Source organism: Pseudomonas sp. A25(2017) (assembly GCF_002001065.1).
Lineage (GTDB): Bacteria > Pseudomonadota > Gammaproteobacteria > Pseudomonadales > Pseudomonadaceae > Aquipseudomonas > Aquipseudomonas kilonensis.
Window position 1 is genome coordinate 19988 of the sequence record NZ_MUOA01000063.1, and the last position, 16989, is coordinate 36976.

Consider the following 16989-nt stretch of genomic DNA (forward strand, 5'->3'; position numbering starts at 1 on the left):
AACCCGCGCCGTGGATTGACCGCCGCAACAGCGGTTTTCCAATCTGGACCTCACCCGTTTTTTCCACTGATACAGACCGTCACAACCAATCATGCCTTGGATCAGCGCCCCGCCTGACACTCATCCCAAACACCGCGCATCAGTTCCTTCAGCATCAGCGCCTCGCCCCAGCGATCCGTTATATCGCGCCCATCACTCCCTGTGATCGCATAGGGTGGCGGGCCAAGCTCGCAGGTGAAGGACAGGCTCGCGGGTGTGTTCGGTCGCGCCAGCCAATCCTTGATTCCGTAACGCCACCAGCCCAGAAACCGGTCCAGCCAGGGGCGATGCTGGGCGAAGGTCAAGGGCACCTGGACCTGCTCACTATTAGCGACCCGCCCATGAAAACCCCAACTGTGTCGTAGGATGGTGTGAATCTGTTCGTCGTCTTCGGCAGTGGCCGACTCAGGCAATTCGCGGCCCACGACGTAATGGGACAAGTCAGCCAACAATTTGAGGTCGGGCATCTGCGCGAGCAAGTCGAGGGTGAACAACAGGTCGCTGGTGAGACGATAGCGGTGGGTTTCCAGCAGGATCGGAAAGTCCACCTGCTCGGCCAAACGCTGCCAGCCTTCGATCAGTGTGATCGCCTGTGCCAGCGTGCGCGGCCGGACGTCGGCTTGCAACGTGAGGTGGTGGCAGCCGTAGCGGGAGGCAACCTCAAGCGCTTGCGCCAAGTCACTCACGGTGCGGGGAAACAGTTGACCTTCGATTTGCAGGCCTTGCGCCTTGGCAGCGGCATGCAGGCGCTCGGCCTGTGGCGCGATCCAGAAATGGTCGGTGATCCCATCGAAGCCAGCAGCGGCAATCTTCTCCACCTGCGCCTCAAGGGAAAGATCGCATTGACCACGGTGATCTTGCATGGCCCACAGGGACTGAAATACCAGGAATTCACGCATGTCAGGGCCTTAGCAGATGTTTGAGCGACACATCGGCGTCGGCCAATGCGTCCACAGAGAGTGGGGTCAAGTTGGCAATCAGCCGTTCACACAACTTGATGTCCTTGGCAACGCTGTTGCCCTGCCCCCAACCGCAGGCACCTTGCAAACGTTGCTCGGTGTCCAGGTAGAACAGCAGCAGACCACCGCCTGCCAAGGTACGAACGGCCGAAGGTGGCGTCGGTGAGATCACGCCCACTGTCTGCAAGCCCCAGTCGTACTGATCAGACCAGAAGCCGGGAACACCCTCGAACGGCAACTCGCCGCCCAACAGATTCAATGCCGCGTGGCGGCCCTGGGTCTCGGCATTGCGCCAGGTTTCCTGGCGCTGGAATAACGCGTCGGCGTGCAGGCGAAACTCACACACATCGCCGGCAGCAAAGATGTCTGGCGCGCTGGTGCGCAACTGGGCATCGACTCGAATCCCCTGGCCCACTTCAAGCCCCGCCGCCGCGGCCAATTCGATGTTGGGTTGCATGCCGATACCGACCACCACCCAGTCACAGGGCAGCACCTGGCCGTCCACCAGTTGCACCGCCTCAGCGCGTTCAATGCCTTGTACCCTTTCAAGCGCTACGTTCAGCCGCACGTCAACGCCGTGTTGCCGATGCAATTCCAACAAGGCCTGGGACACAGCTTCAGGCAAGACTCGCCCGGCCAGTCGTGGCCCGGCTTCCAGCAACGTCACCTGACAGCCTAAGGTCCGGGCCGTTGCCGCGACTTCGAGGCCGATAAAGCCACCGCCGATGATCACCAGGCGCGTGCCGGGCATCAATGCGCTGCGCAGGGCCAGGGCTTCGTCATGGGTGCGCAGGTAAAGCACGTTGGCCAGAGGTTCAGGCACCAGGGACAAGCGACGCGCTCGGCCCCCGGTCGCCAACAGTAATCGGCTGTAGGGCAACCAACGTCCGTCGGTCAATTGCAGGCGGTGGTGCTGCGGATCCAGGCTTTTTACCGGGTTGCCCGCCAGGTGTTCGATGTTCAGTCCAGTGCGCTGGCTATCTCTCCACAGGCTGCAATCGTCCAGGTCCATCGTGCCCTGCAGCAAGCCCTTGGACAGCGGAGGACGCTCGTACGGCAAATGGAGTTCATCGCCGATCAGGATCAGCCGACCGGTATAACCCTGCTCGCGCAAGGTCAGCGCGGCACGGCCACCGGCATGGCCGGCGCCGACGATAATCAGTGGAGCGTTCATGGCGTGCACTCCTGGCGGTCAAGCCGAAATGGCGAGCAGAACCCGTCCCGCGTCGACCCGTACCGGATAGGTCTTGAGATTGACGCACACTGGCGCCCCCAAGGCTTTGCCGGTGCGATAGTCAAAGCGCCCGTTGTGCTTGGGGCACTCGATGACATGGTCCATCACCAGGCCGTCAGCCAGGTGGATCGACTCGTGAGTACACAGGCCAGCAGTGGCAAAAAACTCGTTGCCAGCAGAGCGGTAGATGGCATAGGTACGCGGACCGTGGTCGAAGCGAATGACGTCTTCTTCATTGATTTCGCCCACGGCGCATACATCGATCCATTGATCGTTCATGGCGTTTTCTCTTGTTCGGGATACAGCCGGAAGGTGTCAGCCCAGGGTGGCTTCAGCCTGTGGATGAGCGTCGGTGGCAGGCCTTGAGCTACCGACGGGGCGTCGCACGAAATACGTCGGGTCCTTGCGCTGCTTCAAGAGGGTCGGAATGATTTCCTTGAAGGCCTCGCCTATGTTGGCGTAAGGCGGCGGGCAGTCGTGGCGGATCTCTTCATGGAGTTGCGCCAGGGCGTGGTACGGCACCATCGGGTACATGTGGTGCTCAAGGTGATAGTTCATGTTCATGTACAGAAAGCGCAGTACCCGGTTCATATAGATGGTGCGGCAGTTGCTACGGTGGTCCAGCACGTCTTCCGCCAGGCCCACATGTTGGGTGAGGCCTAACAGGTAGGACAACCAGCCGCCATACAGGATGGGCAGGCCGATATACATCAGCGGCAACCAGCTGTGCAGGTAAAGCGCCGCGCCAAAGACAACGGCGTAAATCACCAGCCAGATACGGGCCGCCAGGAACACCTTGGACCATTCGGACTCAGGGATGAACGTCTGTTCCTCGGCACCCATTTTGCCAACCGCGTGCCGGCACACCCCCCCCATCGTTTTCAGCAGCAACGGGATCTGGAACAGGCTCAGCAGCATCATGAACAAGCTCGGTGGACGCGGTTCGACGATTTCCGGATCGCGGCCGACGACGATGGTGTCGGTATGGTGCCGGGCATGGCTCCAGCGCCACACATGGGGCTCGAACATGCACATGAAGCTCGCCACCTGGTAGAGCGCATCATTCATCCAGCGGGTCTTGAAGGCGGTGCCGTGAACGGTTTCATGCCAGCGCGGGTTGGAGGCGGTGGCGTATAGAACGCCATACGCAAGGAAAAACGGCACACAAGCCCAAGTGCCCCAGAACCAGTAGCCGCCGAGGCCGGTGATCACCAGGGCCAGCAGCCAGATGGCGGTGTCGAGCAAGGCCGGGCCGTCGCGGCGCTGCATCAGTTGCTTCATGCGTTGACGGGAAACGGGCGACTGGTACCAACTGGCCGATACAAGGCCTTTTTCAGCCGCGCGGGCGGCTTCAGGGCCGGTCAGGCGATAGTCCCGAGTAGAGGCGGTGTTGTCTTGAGACATTGTTATTGTTCTCCGCAAGCGTGAGATGTCAGGTGCTTTGCGAAAGAAAATATAGAGAGCGTGAAAGGCCCCCTCAAGGTCTTGAATACATTCCCTATCAAGCTATCATCCAGCTCCTGCGGGGCTTGATAGTTTTCTATCAAGACGCTCTGAAGGTGCATCATGAGTAACAATAAACGCCCCACCATCGCCACGGTCGCCGAACACGCAGGCTTAAGTGTCGCCACCGTCGACCGCGTGCTCAACGCTCGCGCCCCGGTTAATCCAGCCACTGCCGAACAGGTGCTTCAGGCCGCCGAAGCCGTGGGCTATTTTGCCGCGCGGCTGATCGGCCAACGCATTCTCGAACGCCGCCCCACGTACCGTTTCGGCATCCTGCTACTGGGTACCGCCCAGGCGTTCTACGCCAACCTGGCCCAAGCCATCACCGAGGCCGCGCAGCGCCAGGCCGGGGCCAACCTGACCTGCCAATTCGAATACGTTTTTGATCGCACCCCCAGCGCCATCATCGCCCAGATCGAACAGTTGGCGGTGCAGTGCGACGGCCTGGCGGTGGTCAGCTTCGCCCACCCACTGATCAACGCCGCCCTTGCCCAGATTCGCGAGGCCGGAGTGCCCGTGGTGGCATTGCTGTCGGGCATTCATGGGGCGGCGGCCGAGCCCTATGTCGGCCAGGACAATCAGGTAGTCGGACGCACGATGGGGTGGCTGCTGGCCCGCACCTGTGGCGCGCGCAAAGGCAGCATCGGCATTCTGCTCGGCGGACATCGCTTTCTTGGTCACCAGGAGCGGGTCGAAGGCTTGCACAGCTACTTGGCCGAACACGCACCTGGGTTGCGCCCGCTGGAGCCGCTGATCAATCTGGATAACTGCGACATCACCGAAGAAGCAACCCTCGACCTGCTGGTTCGGCATGACGATTTGCGCGGGTTGTGCGTGGTAGGCGGCGGTGGCGACGGGATTATCAACGCCTTGGCGCAACTGCCCAAGCGCCCGGCGCTGTGTTGCATTTTGCAGGAGTCCACCGAGCTGTCACGCCAAGCCCTGGCCCAGGGTTTGGTCGACGTGGTGATCGATTCTCAGCCGCGCCAGACTGCAACGGCGCTGGTGGATCTACTGGTGGAATTGCAGACTGCGCAGCAGTTCGATCCTGTGCGTCACCGGGTGCACATTCCGTTGCAGATTGTGACATCGGAGAATTCCCAAAGCTGATGGGCGGCGGTATAGGTGACCTTTACCTTCGTGGTGCACCTAATTTCATGCAGCCCCAACGCTGGTGTCATTCCAAACGCTTCAAAACCCAACTCATCCAAGAGTTCGTCCTGATAGGCAAATTATTCGTTCCGTAGACTGATTCCTGGTGCCCGACCGCATCTACGCGCGGCAATCGTCCAATCGCAGCAGATCCATCGCCGTCAGGATAACGAAATCCGGCGCCAGCACCTCGCAGCGTGACGCCAGCCCGTACCCGTAAGCGGCCCAGCAACTCGCGACGCCAAGGCTGCGGGCATACCCGAGATCGATCTCGGTGTCGCCGATCACCAGAACCCGGGCGTTGTCGCCGTGACGCATCCGGGGCTTGATCTGTTCAAAAAAGCTCTCCGGGCCCGGCTTGGGCGCGCGATCACCGACAGCCGCCACTACCCCGCGAAAATACGAGCCCAGATGGTATTGCTCAAGGGTGGCCTGGATCGAGACCTCGCCCTTGTTGGAAACAATAAACAGCTCCTTACCCGCCTCGTGCATCTGCTGCAAAATGGTTTCAATACCGGGATAAGGCGCACTCTCGGCAACGCCCAATCCGCCGTTGTAGATCGCCCGATAGTCAGCGGCCCACGCCGGTAACTCAAGCCCATCCGCAGGCCCCAGCAACACAGCCAGCATATCCACCAACGAGAGTCCCTGATCGATCACCTGGTCGATCAAGTGCACGGCAAACGGCGCCACACCACGGCGGCGGGCCAGGGCTTCAAGGGTTTTGCGGATCGCGTTGCGGGTGTCGAACAGCGTGCCATCGAAATCAACCAACAAGGTGCAATAGTGCATAGACGATGGATCACTCAAAGGGGCAAAAACCACTCAGGCAAACGCCCGGCGAAACCGTGGGCGCAAGGCAAACGGCACCGTGCAATCGAAGACGCTTTTGGGTGCGGTCCCCGTGTACTCCCCCGGGCAGTAAAGGCTCGACAGCGTAGGATCAAGCGGCGTGCCTGGCAGCGGTCGGGTGCCGTGAATATCCATTTCTGCCCGAAAGCGGGTGGACATGGCCCACAACACGTCCTCGGAGGAACAGGGGTTGACGTCCTCGTCCACCAGCACAATATTCTTGGTGCTGGAGATGGCTTCGAGCAGGCGCTGCGAGAGCTGCCTGACCAGTTGATCATCCGCCTCGCAGGACTTGACCACCTGCAACACGGTAAACAGGTGTCCGCCGCCGGCGGGTTGCGCCACGATATCCTTGACCAGCCTGTTCATTCCCCACTCGCTGAGCAACCGCAGGATCGATACTTCCTGGCCCGCACCCAATAACTCCGACTGCTCTCGACCCGGCCCCGAGAGCGCCTGATACAAGGCACCCGGGCGGTGACTCAAGGCGCTCACACGCAGCGTCGAGACTTCGCCGCACGGTGAGTAGTAACCCAGGTACTCCGGCATGGAGTGCGCATCACCAACCTCTGACTCCGCCTCCATTTCGGTCCCCAGGCTCGCCTCCAACACGATCTGCGCGTGTTCGACAAACCGTCCGGCGTTGGAATAACACGGCGCAAGCTCGACACCGCGTCCGCGAATTGCGCCTGCCACGCCCAATTCGTCGTCACCAAAACCGAGGGCCGGTTTACTCAAGGCCGCCGCAATATAGATGGCCGGGTCCATGCCAATATTGACTGAAACCGGCAACCGTTCGCCTCGCTGGGTATGCAGATCAATCAGGCGTTGCAGGTCGCCTCCCGGATAGATCGCAATCGCCACCGAAGAGGGCTTGATCGTGATGCGATGCACCGAGCAATTGGTCGCGCCACTGCGCTCATCGCGGGCATACACCATACCCAGCGTAATGGTCGGCCCCGGGTCACCGGCCGAACATGTGAGCGCGGGCAGCAGCGTGTGCAAGTCGGGCTGTTCCACCACCACCCGTTCCGCCGCAGAACGCACCATGACCGGCTCGATCGGGCTCATGATCGCCCGATACACCAACTCGGCGTTGCACACCTCCGTGCCGTGCCGGCCTTGAGGGTCCAGGAGAATCCGCGTGTTGGCCCGGCTGCCGAAAACCCCCAGCAACACCGCAAACGCCCCCGTGCGCGGCTTGCGGTACAAGCGCAGAGGCTGTTCAGCGCTCATCACCGAGTTGGTCGCTGTTCGGTACGCCCCCAGGTAATCACTTAGTAAATCCAGGTTCGGATCAATCGGTGCATCGATGTATGCCACGGTTTGCCCGTAACGCTCAAGCACCTCCAGCGCCGAACGCAGGTCATGAATCTCAAGACCGTCTGTCATCACCGCGCCCTCGCTCAGGAACCCGCCGAGGCCGCCGGGATCGCAACTTCAGGCACCTGGCGCCCGGCAATCAGGACGAACACCACCGATAGCAGCGCACAGAGCGCACCCAGCAGGATCGACGCCGAGTAACTCTGATACAGGTCGAATAGCAGCCCCGCGACGCTCCCGCCGATCAAGGCGGCCACCCCTACCGATATGTAGAGCGAGCCCAGGATCGCCCCCAGATTCGCCGTGCCGAACCAACTGGCGGCCACCGATGGGTAAAGGGATATACAGCCACCATTGGCCACACCAAAACACAGGGCGAACAGCGCCAGCGTGGTGAACGTATGGGCACCCAGCCACAGTAGATTGAGCAGCACCAGCGCGAAGGTCAGAACGATCAGCAGGCGACGCGCGCCCATCCGGTCCCCGATGCTGCCCAGAAACAAGCGGCCGGCGACGTTGCCCACACCAATCAGCCCGATCAACAAGTTGGCCTGGGTGGCGGAAATACCAAACTGCCGCGCGTAGGGGTTGATGTGCACAAGCGCGAGAAATAGCCCAACCGAACCAAAAAATATCGCCCCGAAATACCACCAGAACCGCCCAGTACTCGCCGCCTCGGCCAGGCGCATGCCGCTGGGCGCCGCCTGACGCCCGGGGCTCGCATCAGCCGGAGTGAAGCCATCCGGAAAGAGCCCCAGCTCTTGCGGATTGCTCCTGACCAGCGACGCCACCAGCAGCCCCACCACAAGTATCGCCCCCGCAAAAATCTGCAAGGTCGACTCCCAGGAAAAGTGCTGCATCAGCAGCCCGGCGGCGGACGGACCGACAAACGTTCCAACCCCGGTTCCCGCCAGTGCAATGCCCGAAGCCTTGCTGCGATTCTTGACGAACCAGCGCTGGACCGCGGTCACCGTGGGCACATACACCAGGCCTACCCCCAGCCCGACCAAGGAACAGAAACACACGAGGAATAGTTGCAACGATCCCGGGGCAAGGCTGCTGAGGAAGAACCCCAGCGCCAGCAAGACAATGCCCACCCCGACCACGACGCGGGTAGAGATGCGATCCGCCAAGGAACCGGAAAACACCCCGACCACGTAGTAGATGAACGCCGTCAGTGAAAACACCGAGGCCACGGAAAAACGCCCCACATCGAAGTTGGACTGGATCTGTGAAAAGAACGCGCCGAAGGAGTAAGCGCCACCAAAGATAAGAGCCAGCAGCAGATGCGCCGCGAACACCACGTACCATCCTGGAAAGATTCTGGTTTTCATCACACTGTTCTCGCACTTGCAGACGTTAATAGGCGACGCTGACCACGCTGGAAGTGGCCCCGGACACTCGCACGCGAACCAGGGTCTTGACCTCCAGGCCAGTGACATTGCGCACCCGCTCGACGCCGGCGTACTCGAGCTTCTCGGCCACACAGATAATCTGTTCGACATGCGCGCCTGCCCGCCGCACCGCCTCGATCAAACCGATGAGCGTGCCACCGGTGCTGATCAGATCATCGACAATCACCACCCTATCACCGGGCTCGACGCCGTTGAGGTACAACTCGCCGGAAATATACTCACAGTCGAAGCCGACCTTGACCTGCCCTTCGAGCCCCGACGGATACCAGCGCGCAATGCCAAATGGCAGGCCGCAGAGCAACGAGACCGCAGCCAGCAACACTCCGCCCTTGTCCTCCTCTCCTACAAGCTTCAACCCCGGGGAAAGCTCTGCGGCCTCGCACACTCGTTGCGCCGCCACGTGCAGCAACCGCGCCGGGGTCGCGGGTACTTGCTCGGTCAGCGAGTTAATCAGGAACTGCTTGCCGTTGACCTCCACCAGTGGCCGGTCATGGAATGCGTCGCGCAGGATATCGACTTCACCGAATGCCAACTTTTCCAGGCGTGGCTCCTGCCCCGCCGCCTCGACCGCCGAGACAAAGGCGCGCATCTTTGCGCCGTCCTTGGTGGTGGCGGTTGCCGAGACGCCGCTGCTGACATCCACCCCGTCCGGGCTCAAGGCCTCCATCAGGTGCCGCACGTTGTTCACATTCAAGCCTCCGGCGACGATCACCGGGTGGGAAAAATGACGACGCTGCAACAGCGCCCAATCGAAACGCTTTCCCGTACCACCGTCTTGCCCCTCAACATAGGTATCGAACAGATAAGCGCTCACCTGATAGCTATTGATCAGGTCGATATCCACTTCAGCGGCGACACGGAAGCCCTTGATCACTGGCTTGTCGATCTGCTGGCAATACTCATTGCTCTCATGGCCCTGCAACTGGACCATCGAAATGCCGGAGCGCTGGATCGTCTCCAGCACGAAGGGCAACGGTTCATCGACAAATACGCCGACCGTGCTGATAAACGGCGGCAGCTGATTGATGATGCTGCGCACCACGTCGGCACTGACCTGCCGCGGACTTGGCGAAAAGACAAAACCCAGCGCATTGGCTCCCGCACTCACGGCCGCCAATGCATCTTCCAACGTGGTGATGCCACAAATCTTGGTAGTTGCTTTCATAATCCCTGCCCTAAAAATCCTTGAAAAACCTGATAGGCCTTGCCGCTATCAATCGCTTCGCGAGCCATGTATGCGCCTTCCAGGAAACTCCCTGCCCTGGCGCTCAACACCAGCAACGCGCTCGCTGCGATCACCACCGCATCGCTGCGCGGTCCTCGCTCACCTTCGATGATGGCGGTGCACAGTTGCGCGTTGCGTGCTGGGTCCCCTCCGACGAGGTCCTGCATGCGGCAAGCGTCAACACCGAAATCACGCGGATGCAGGCTGAACGTCTCGACGGTGCCGTGACGGACATGCGCGACCCGGGTTTCACCGACGCAACTGACTTCATCGAGGCCATCGAGGCCATGCACCACGAAGGCTTCTTCACGACCCAGTCTTTGCAGCGTGTCGGCCATCAGCTCAAGCTGAGTGGGTCGTGCGACGCCGATCAGTTGACGCTTGACGCCCGCCGGGTGAACCAGCGGGCCCGCCAGGTTGAAGACACTGCGTACACCGATCTCACGCCTGATCTCGCCGATACGCGGCGCAAACCGATGAAAACTGGCGGTGGCCACAAACGCAAAGTTGTACGCGGCAAGGTCCGCGCGGATCTGCTGCGCGCTACTGCGTTGCTCAACATCCACGCCCAGCGCGGCAATCACATCACTGCTGCCACAACGGCTGGTGACGCTGCGGTTGCCGTGTTTCACAACCGGCACGCCCACCGCAGCGGTAACAAAGGCAGCCGTGGTGGAAATATTGAACGTACCGGCCCGGTCACCGCCCGTTCCGCCGATATCGACCGCGTTGTCGAAGCCAGTCTGCAAGGGCGTACTGCGGCTCAAAATGGCATCCACCGCCCCGGCAATCTCGTCCGCTGTTTCACCTTTGCGACTCAAGGCAACCAGCGTGGCGGCAATTTGCAGGTCGCTGAACTGGCAATTGAGAATGGCCTCGACCACGTGCCTCGTCTCCAGTCGGGTCAGATTGGCCCGCTCTTCGACCAACTGGCGAATCACCTGATGGTAATCGGCACACGGCAGCGGTTTCGCGTCCTGTACCGCACTCATGTCGGCATCTCGCAGCTGCCACGCATGTGTTGCATGACCGACGCCAGAGGTAGTACCTGGCCAAGCACGTAACCGATATGTTCCAGCGCCGCCAAATGGCGAGCCTCACTGGTCCCCGCCACGCATTCGTGCGGCACCCAGACCCGGTAGTCCAACTGCAAGGCATCCTGGGCGGTGGCACGCACGCAAACGTCCGTCGCGACGCCGGTCAGCACCAGGGTATTGACACCCAGGCCCTTGAGTAGCAAGTCTAGGTCCGTGGCGAAGAAGCCGCTGTAACGGCGCTTCACCAGGACATAATCGCTCTCGTGGGGCCGCAGTTCGTCGATGATCTCGATTCCCCGCGTCCCCTCGACGCAATGCTCGGTTTCTCCATACTCCAGTTCCAGCCCGAAATCGACCTTCTGCTTGCGGTGCGACTCGCGGGTATAGATAACCGGGATCCCCAGGGTGCGGGCCAACCCGGCCAATTCGTGGATCAGCGGCACAATGGCGCCGGCCCCCTTGCAGGCAATGGGGGCGTCTTCGTCGACAAAATCGTGCTGCATATCGATCACCAGCAACGCAATACTGTGCGTGGCGCTGGCCGTTGTGAAAGGTCGTTGCATGGTGCTCCCCCATTCCATTGAGACGAGTCAAAAATCGTTGGCGACTATCCCTGCCAGGGCGGCATAACTGTCCCGGGTAGCCGCCAGGTCATCCAGATGGTCGAAGCACATGATGTGCAATACGCCAAAACCGCCGGACTGTGCCTGCATATCCTCGATTCGCTGCCTGACTGTTTCGGCAGAACCCACGATCCAGCAATGCTGGGCGACATACTCCATCGTCACATCGCTGTCGGGCACGTCGGGGTGATGCTTGAGCAATCCCAAGGCGTTGTTACCCGCCAGCATCGGCAGGTAGTCCTCGCGAAAATAGCGGCCCATCTCACCGCCCACCGAACGACGCCAGGCCTCTTTATCGGTGTCGGCGACGAAGAATGGGCGGCTCACCCGCCACATGTCTCTTGACGGCGCAGCGCGTCCGGCCTCAAGCGCCCCGCGCTCCACCGCCGCCCAATGGGTATGCAGGTATTGGGGAGTGAAGCAAAAGCTGATGGGGATCCAGCCATTGGCACCGGCGAGTGCCAGGGTGGCGGATGAGGCCGAAAGGCCAGTCACGCCAATCGGTGGGTATGGCTGCTGGAAGGGTTTGAGGTGGTAGCCCGAACACTTGTCCATCTGGTCGGCGGGCCGCCGTACGGTCCAGTACTTGCCGCGATGCTCAAAGGGGCCTTCGCTTTCCCAAAAGCGAGTCATGATCGCGATCGACTCGGCGGTCATCTCGCGATGCGCGCCAGACTTGTGATCAATGTTGAACATTTCAAGATCGAGGTTGGTACCGCTGGCGCCGATACCGACCATGAGGCGCCCTTCGGAAATATGGTCGAGCCAACTGATGCGATGCGCCAGTTCCGCCGGGTGATGGAAAGGCAACATAAAGGCCCCGGGTGCCAGTTTGATGCGCTTGGTTTTGAGGAAGGCTTGTGCGATCAACAGGTCAGGTGAAGGACATGGTTCTGACGGCATCATGTAATGCTCGCCAATCCAGGCCTCTTCAAAACCGATGCGGTCCAGGTACTCCAGCGTATCCAGATCGTGAAAATGGCCGTCGCGGATGGATCGATGGCGCGGATGCGCCGGCATCATAAAAGCTCCCAACTTCATCAGGTGTCCCCTTAGATCCGTCTATGGTTTTCGTACAACCCCAGAAATCCACATAAGCAATTTCTCGGCCAGCCTCGCTTCACCCACGTCCTGTCGGGTGCCCCCAAACGCGTGAAAGCGGCAAAACACATTGGATCCAATAAACCCATCGCGTAAAAAAACAGGCCCGACAACCCCCTGAATCGAACAGGCTTTTAAGACGCTTCGCAGCAAAAGGATACATTTAGTAACACTACCTGGAGTCGGTACGCGTACGGTAGGTGACGGGTGCAGCTCGAAGGGAGAAAGCGATGTCCCCCCCATGCCTGATATCCTTCCCAGCAGGAATCCAAGCCCAAGCGCTTCAAGGACGAAAATGAATCCACAAAACATCGTGCGCTATTGGCACGCCGTCGAGCTACTGCAACCTCAGGCGGTCCCCAAGCTGAAGAAACGCGACAGCGACTATCAGCCCTATTTCCAGGACATCCCCGCCTCAGCCCAGATTCTGCCATGGATGCCAGCCAACCCCCTGAGCAGACAGCCCCTGCCTAACAAACGGGCATGGAGCCACACGCTCTACGCACACCTCTACGACAATCTGGATGTATCCCGCCAGTTGGAGGCGCTCTATGGCGCAGACCAAGGCTACAAGGAGCCGCAACGTCGACAGTCGGCCCTGTTTGCATTGAAATTTGAAAGCCAGGGCAGGATGGTGATCGACAGCCTGGTGTTGTCTAGCGAGGCGTGGTTTGTCGGCTGCGCCATCAACCATAAGGATTGGACTCGAGGCTTCGACGAAACCCAGAAGTTCCTTCGCGAACAGGCCAACAGCCTGCTTGGAGGTGTGGTCATGGCTGCCGACCTGGCAAGCATGACCGAGCTTATCCGCCAGACCCTCGGGCTCGATGCGTTGTTCGGCGACAAGCCGCGCGTGCATCGCTTCCGCTCAGCGCCGATCAACCCGGACAAGCCCGAACAAGAAGACGATCCACTCAACAGCTTCCTGCTCAGCGATCTGGCCGACGTGGCCGATGCCCTGGCCCACGGCAAGACCAGTGACCCGCTAGCCCGTTATCTGAGCCTGCACGACCCCAGCCAGCGGCTGCATCTCGACCAGCCCCGCGCGGACCTTGCGCTAATCGATCGCCTCGCCCCCTCGCGCTACGCCGTCGGCTGCTGGCCTGCCGAACGGCACCTGGGCCTGGTGCACTCCCAGCAACTGGCGGTCAACAGTCTGCTGCAGACGTTGGGCAACGACACCGGCGTGATGGGCGTCAACGGCCCGCCAGGCACCGGGAAGACAACCCTGCTGCGCGACCTGATCGCCGCCGTGGTGACGCAGCGGGCCGATGTGTTGGCTTCGCTGAGCAAGGCCTCGGAGGCCTTCATCCAGAATGGCCGCGAATCTGCCAACGATGGCGGACGCGAGCGCTATGCTTACCAACTTGACCCGCGCCTGTTCGGCTTCGAGATGGTGGTGGCCTCCTCCAACAACGGTGCCGTCGAGAACGTAACTCTCGAGTTGCCCCAGCGCGACAAAATCGACCCGTCCTGGTTGCCCGATGCCGAATATTTCAGCGAGCTCGCCGAGCTTACCAGCGGCAGGCCTGCCTGGGGCCTGATCTCTGCAGCGTTGGGCAGCAAATCCAAGCGCACCCAGTTTGTCGAACGCTTCTTCTATGGCAAACGTCCTTCTAAAGCGACGAGATCAGAAAACGAGCCTGCGCCTCTGAACCTGGAACCTCTCGACAGCCAAGCCCCGGACGAAGACCTGTACACCGGTGAGCTCATGCTCGACAACCCGGAAGCGGACAACGAGCCGGCGCCCAAAGGCATGCGTGAGTGGCTGAACGAGCAGGCGCAGCAGATGAAGCTGCTCGCGCCCGCCGAAAAAGCTACCCTCTGGCGCGTCGCCGTCAAACAGTACCAGGCCGCCAAGGACACCGAACAGACGCTGCGTGCTCAGGTCAGCGACATCCTGGAACGGATCCGGGCCGTGATCAGTGCCAAGGCGCGGATCAGAGAGAAGGAACAGGAGCGCCAGATCCGCCTGACGCAGCGCTGCAGCCTCGACGAGGAACAAACCACACTTGAAATCCGACAGCTAACGCCCGCCCGTGAGCAACTGCAGCGTGAACTCCAAGCCCTCGAAGCGCACCTTGTACAAAAGCCCGGTTTGCTCGCCAACCTGTTCAGCCTATGGGGTGCTCATCGCACTTGGTCCGCCCGGCAACGCCTGCTCGACGGCGCCCATGCCCTGGCCCGTGAGGCCTTCGACAGCGTCCAACGCCAACTGCAGCGACTCAGCGCCCAGCTCAGCCAACTCAATCGACAATTGGCCACGGACGAACAGGAGATCAACGAAGCCATACGCCACGCCACCCTGCAAATCGACAAGGCTCGTAGCGTTGCCCAGGCCGGCCAGGCCGAACACCTGCTGATTTGGCTCGCGCAAGGCCAGCTCGGCAGAGGCAGCGAGATCGAATTGCTCGAACCCTGGATCCTCGAAGGCTGGCGCCAGGCCAGGTCAAAAGTGTTCATCGAAGCGCTCAAGCTACATCGCACCTTCTTCCAGATCGAAGCCTCGCGCCTGGGCAATAACTTGGCCTTCATCACCAGCCTGCTGACCGGAAGCCGTTATCGTGGTGTGTCCCAAGCCGTGATGCGCTCGGCCTGGGCGTCGCTGTTCATGGTGGTACCGGTGCTCAGTAGCACCTTTGCCTCGTTCGCCCGCTCCTTCGGTAGCCTCGGTTGCGGCGAGATCGGCTGGTTGCTGGTGGACGAAGCTGGCCAGGCCACCCCGCAGGCTGCGGTGGGCGCTCTATGGCGCGCGCGCCGTGCCGTACTGGTCGGTGATCCGCTGCAATTGGAGCCCATCGTCACCGTCTCCGACGCCGTGCTTGAACACATGCGCACCCGCTACCAGGTCGACGCCCACTGGCTGCCCAACCGCCAGTCCGCCCAGACGCTTGCCGACCACGCCACACCCTGGGGTCGCATGGCCGGCCCCCAAGGCCAAAAATGCTGGGTCGGCCTGCCGTTGGTGGTGCACCGGCGCTGCGACAAACCGATGTTCGACCTGGCCAACCGCATCGCCTACGACGGCGCAATGGTCTATGGCACCATTGCCCCGTCCCCAGCCAAGGAAACCCCAGCCCGCCTATCCACAGGTTGGGTGCACGCAAGCGGTCGCTCTTCCGGCAACTGGGTCGACAACGAAGGGCACGCCCTCGAACGCCTGCTGGCGTTGCTTGATGCCGACGGCGTGCCGCCCGACAGTATCGCCGTCATCACCCCCTTTCAGGACGTGCGCAACCAGCTCAAAGACCGCCTCCACGGGAAGATCGTACGTGGCACCATCCACACCATGCAGGGCAAGGAAGCCGCAGTCATCATCCTCGTCCTGGGCGGTAACAGCGAAAACGCCGGCGCTCGCAATTGGGCAGTGTCTCAACCCAACCTCCTCAATGTCGCCGCCACTCGGGCCAAGCGCCGGCTGTATGTGATCGGCGATCGCAATGACTGGAGGCAGCGTAATCTCTTCTGCAACGTCATGGACCTGCTACCCGCCCATCCCCAGATGACTGCCGATACACCCGCATGACAAAAGGCCGCCTCCAGTATTCCAGGCGGCCTGACGGTTCAAGAAGCCGTTGGGTTCTACATCCAAGCAATACGGCATGCTAGCCGCCGATTCAATGGCCTGAAGCGGTACAGCAACCGGCCGATGGCGCGGATATCGTGCTTGGTGCACTCGGTCAAAGCGCCATGGGCAACCAACCTCATCCCGTCATACCAACGCCTCTTTGTAATTGTTCGGCAGTGACGTTTGCCCCGCTGCAGGTGGTGCAAACGCCGCCATTGCTCCGACCAGTTGGTCTACCTGATTGTCCAGCAGGACTTTGCCATCGGCGGTTCGGAACTGTTCGACATGCTGAGCCTTTTGCGTACCAGCCTGGTCCGAGGATGACCATTTGGAAATCGTCACCTTGTCTGCCGTGCCGATGATACTGACCTCTAGATCCATGCCGTTTTTACGAAACCACAGCTGATCAGCGGAGATTCCGCTACCGAATTGCAGCACATCGGTATTCGTTGCAGAGTCGAAATCATCAATGACGCCCTGGCTTGCGTTGCGATCAAATTGGTAAAGGTCGTTGCCCGCGCCGCCGCGCCGCCAGTCATTGCCCTTCCGGCATCCAGGCGGTTATTGCCCCCGTTGCCCGTCAGCTGATTATTCGCGGCGTTACCGGTGGCGTTGAGTTTGATCCAGTCGGCGCGCATGAATGGGCATGATCCGTATGCTTATCTCAAAGATGTGCTGACGCGGTTGCCGACACAGCGGGCCAGTGAGATCAGGCAACTGCCACCGCATCAGTGGATGCCGGCCTGACTTACGCAAGGTGAGAGGGGTGGACGCTTACGCCCAGCGGACGGGTTTCGAAGAAACAGCGACCGGATGCTAGCTCCGGTCTGTAGTGGTCTAATGAAACCGGACACCCATTTAGGCGAGAATGCTCGCCAGATCGAGGTGTCAGATGACCAAACAACGCCGCTCCTTTACTCCTGAATTCAAGCGCGAGGCTGCCGACCTTGTGCTC

The 16989-nt window shown here is 60.8% G+C and carries 15 protein-coding genes and 1 pseudogene; 3 read left to right on the forward strand and 13 right to left on the reverse strand.

What is annotated here, in order from left to right; translation table 11 throughout:
- Nucleotides 1–101 precede the first annotated feature (101 nt).
- Genes B0E42_RS15430 through B0E42_RS15445 form a run of 4 tightly spaced genes read right to left on the reverse strand, consistent with a single transcriptional unit; the run spans nucleotide 102 to nucleotide 3636 of the window.
- Nucleotides 102–938, reverse strand: a complete 837-nt coding sequence (locus B0E42_RS15430; RefSeq protein WP_053178882.1) for a sugar phosphate isomerase/epimerase — start codon at nucleotides 936–938, stop codon at nucleotides 102–104.
- Between the two features lies 1 nt (nucleotide 939).
- Nucleotides 940–2172 carry an NAD(P)/FAD-dependent oxidoreductase gene (locus tag B0E42_RS15435; protein ID WP_077506774.1) on the reverse strand — a complete coding sequence of 411 codons (1233 nt, stop codon included), beginning with the start codon at nucleotides 2170–2172 and terminating at the stop codon, nucleotides 940–942.
- 18 nt (nucleotides 2173–2190) lie between these two features.
- Entirely contained in the window at nucleotides 2191–2511 is a 321-nt protein-coding gene (locus tag B0E42_RS15440; protein WP_077506775.1) for a MocE family 2Fe-2S type ferredoxin, read from the reverse strand.
- Between the two features lie 36 nt (nucleotides 2512–2547).
- Nucleotides 2548–3636 carry a fatty acid desaturase family protein gene (locus B0E42_RS15445; protein WP_077506776.1) on the reverse strand — a complete coding sequence of 363 codons (1089 nt, stop codon included), beginning with the start codon at nucleotides 3634–3636 and terminating at the stop codon, nucleotides 2548–2550.
- Nucleotides 3637–3798: 162 nt separating this feature from the next.
- Between B0E42_RS15445 and B0E42_RS15450 the strand changes: the two genes are divergently transcribed.
- On the forward strand, nucleotides 3799–4848 hold the full coding sequence (locus B0E42_RS15450) for a LacI family DNA-binding transcriptional regulator (protein ID WP_077506777.1): 1050 nt from the start codon (nucleotides 3799–3801) through the stop codon (nucleotides 4846–4848).
- Between the two features lie 162 nt (nucleotides 4849–5010).
- Here B0E42_RS15450 and B0E42_RS15455 read toward each other — a convergent pair whose 3' ends face one another.
- From B0E42_RS15455 to B0E42_RS15485, 7 genes are read right to left on the reverse strand one after another with little or no spacing between them, the layout of a single operon-like run.
- Entirely contained in the window at nucleotides 5011–5667 is a 657-nt protein-coding gene (locus tag B0E42_RS15455) for an HAD family hydrolase (RefSeq protein ID WP_168188524.1), read from the reverse strand.
- A 48-nt stretch (nucleotides 5668–5715) separates the two neighbouring features.
- Complete coding sequence (locus tag B0E42_RS15460; RefSeq protein WP_077506779.1) at nucleotides 5716–7134, reverse strand: UbiD family decarboxylase; 1419 nt, start codon at nucleotides 7132–7134, stop codon at nucleotides 5716–5718.
- 14 nt (nucleotides 7135–7148) lie between these two features.
- On the reverse strand, nucleotides 7149–8399 hold the full coding sequence (locus B0E42_RS15465) for an MFS transporter (RefSeq protein WP_174599581.1): 1251 nt from the start codon (nucleotides 8397–8399) through the stop codon (nucleotides 7149–7151).
- Nucleotides 8400–8424: 25 nt separating this feature from the next.
- The gene (locus B0E42_RS15470; RefSeq protein WP_077506781.1) at nucleotides 8425–9645 is read right to left on the reverse strand and encodes a phosphoribosylanthranilate isomerase; all 1221 of its coding nucleotides are present in this window, start codon (nucleotides 9643–9645) and stop codon (nucleotides 8425–8427) included.
- Nucleotides 9642–10697, reverse strand: coding sequence for an anthranilate phosphoribosyltransferase (trpD, locus tag B0E42_RS15475; RefSeq protein WP_018608121.1), 1056 nt, complete (start codon nucleotides 10695–10697; stop codon nucleotides 9642–9644). The genes B0E42_RS15470 and trpD overlap by 4 nt, the downstream gene beginning before the upstream one ends.
- Nucleotides 10694–11305, reverse strand: a complete 612-nt coding sequence (locus tag B0E42_RS15480) for a cysteine hydrolase family protein (protein WP_018608119.1) — start codon at nucleotides 11303–11305, stop codon at nucleotides 10694–10696. The genes trpD and B0E42_RS15480 overlap by 4 nt, the downstream gene beginning before the upstream one ends.
- A gap of 27 nt (nucleotides 11306–11332) precedes the next feature.
- Entirely contained in the window at nucleotides 11333–12388 is a 1056-nt protein-coding gene (locus B0E42_RS15485) for an LLM class flavin-dependent oxidoreductase (protein WP_159439824.1), read from the reverse strand.
- Between the two features lie 373 nt (nucleotides 12389–12761).
- Between B0E42_RS15485 and B0E42_RS15490 the strand changes: the two genes are divergently transcribed.
- On the forward strand, nucleotides 12762–15992 hold the full coding sequence (locus B0E42_RS15490; RefSeq protein ID WP_077506782.1) for an ATP-binding protein: 3231 nt from the start codon (nucleotides 12762–12764) through the stop codon (nucleotides 15990–15992).
- A 186-nt stretch (nucleotides 15993–16178) separates the two neighbouring features.
- On the opposite strand, the gene B0E42_RS15495 is transcribed toward B0E42_RS15490, so the two are convergent.
- Nucleotides 16179–16472, reverse strand: a complete 294-nt coding sequence (locus B0E42_RS15495; RefSeq protein ID WP_218191458.1) for a calcium-binding protein — start codon at nucleotides 16470–16472, stop codon at nucleotides 16179–16181.
- Nucleotides 16406–16672, reverse strand: a complete 267-nt coding sequence (locus B0E42_RS31280) for a hypothetical protein (RefSeq protein WP_174599580.1) — start codon at nucleotides 16670–16672, stop codon at nucleotides 16406–16408. The genes B0E42_RS15495 and B0E42_RS31280 overlap by 67 nt, the downstream gene beginning before the upstream one ends.
- On the opposite strand from B0E42_RS31280, the pseudogene B0E42_RS15500 reads away from it, so the two are divergent.
- A pseudogene (locus tag B0E42_RS15500) lies at nucleotides 16647–16781 on the forward strand (transposase domain-containing protein); the annotation flags it as partial. The gene B0E42_RS31280 and the pseudogene B0E42_RS15500 overlap by 26 nt on opposite strands.
- Nucleotides 16782–16989: the final 208 nt, after the last annotated feature.

Bases quoted from the DNA above. Each gene is read 5' to 3' on its own strand.
- B0E42_RS15430 (WP_053178882.1), bottom strand. From the start codon at position 938: ATGCGTGAATTCCTGGTATTTCAGTCCCTGTGGGCCATGCAAGATCAC.
- B0E42_RS15435 (WP_077506774.1), bottom strand. From the start codon at position 2,172: ATGAACGCTCCACTGATTATCGTCGGCGCCGGCCATGCCGGTGGCCGT.
- B0E42_RS15440 (WP_077506775.1), bottom strand. From the start codon at position 2,511: ATGAACGATCAATGGATCGATGTATGCGCCGTGGGCGAAATCAATGAA.
- B0E42_RS15445 (WP_077506776.1), bottom strand. From the start codon at position 3,636: ATGTCTCAAGACAACACCGCCTCTACTCGGGACTATCGCCTGACCGGC.
- B0E42_RS15450 (WP_077506777.1), top strand. From the start codon at position 3,799: ATGAGTAACAATAAACGCCCCACCATCGCCACGGTCGCCGAACACGCA.
- B0E42_RS15460 (WP_077506779.1), bottom strand. From the start codon at position 7,134: ATGACAGACGGTCTTGAGATTCATGACCTGCGTTCGGCGCTGGAGGTG.
- B0E42_RS15465 (WP_174599581.1), bottom strand. From the start codon at position 8,399: ATGAAAACCAGAATCTTTCCAGGATGGTACGTGGTGTTCGCGGCGCAT.
- B0E42_RS15470 (WP_077506781.1), bottom strand. From the start codon at position 9,645: ATGAAAGCAACTACCAAGATTTGTGGCATCACCACGTTGGAAGATGCA.
- trpD (WP_018608121.1), bottom strand. From the start codon at position 10,697: ATGAGTGCGGTACAGGACGCGAAACCGCTGCCGTGTGCCGATTACCAT.
- B0E42_RS15480 (WP_018608119.1), bottom strand. From the start codon at position 11,305: ATGCAACGACCTTTCACAACGGCCAGCGCCACGCACAGTATTGCGTTG.
- B0E42_RS15485 (WP_159439824.1), bottom strand. From the start codon at position 12,388: ATGATGCCGGCGCATCCGCGCCATCGATCCATCCGCGACGGCCATTTT.
- B0E42_RS15490 (WP_077506782.1), top strand. From the start codon at position 12,762: ATGAATCCACAAAACATCGTGCGCTATTGGCACGCCGTCGAGCTACTG.
- B0E42_RS31280 (WP_174599580.1), bottom strand. From the start codon at position 16,672: ATGCGCGCCGACTGGATCAAACTCAACGCCACCGGTAACGCCGCGAAT.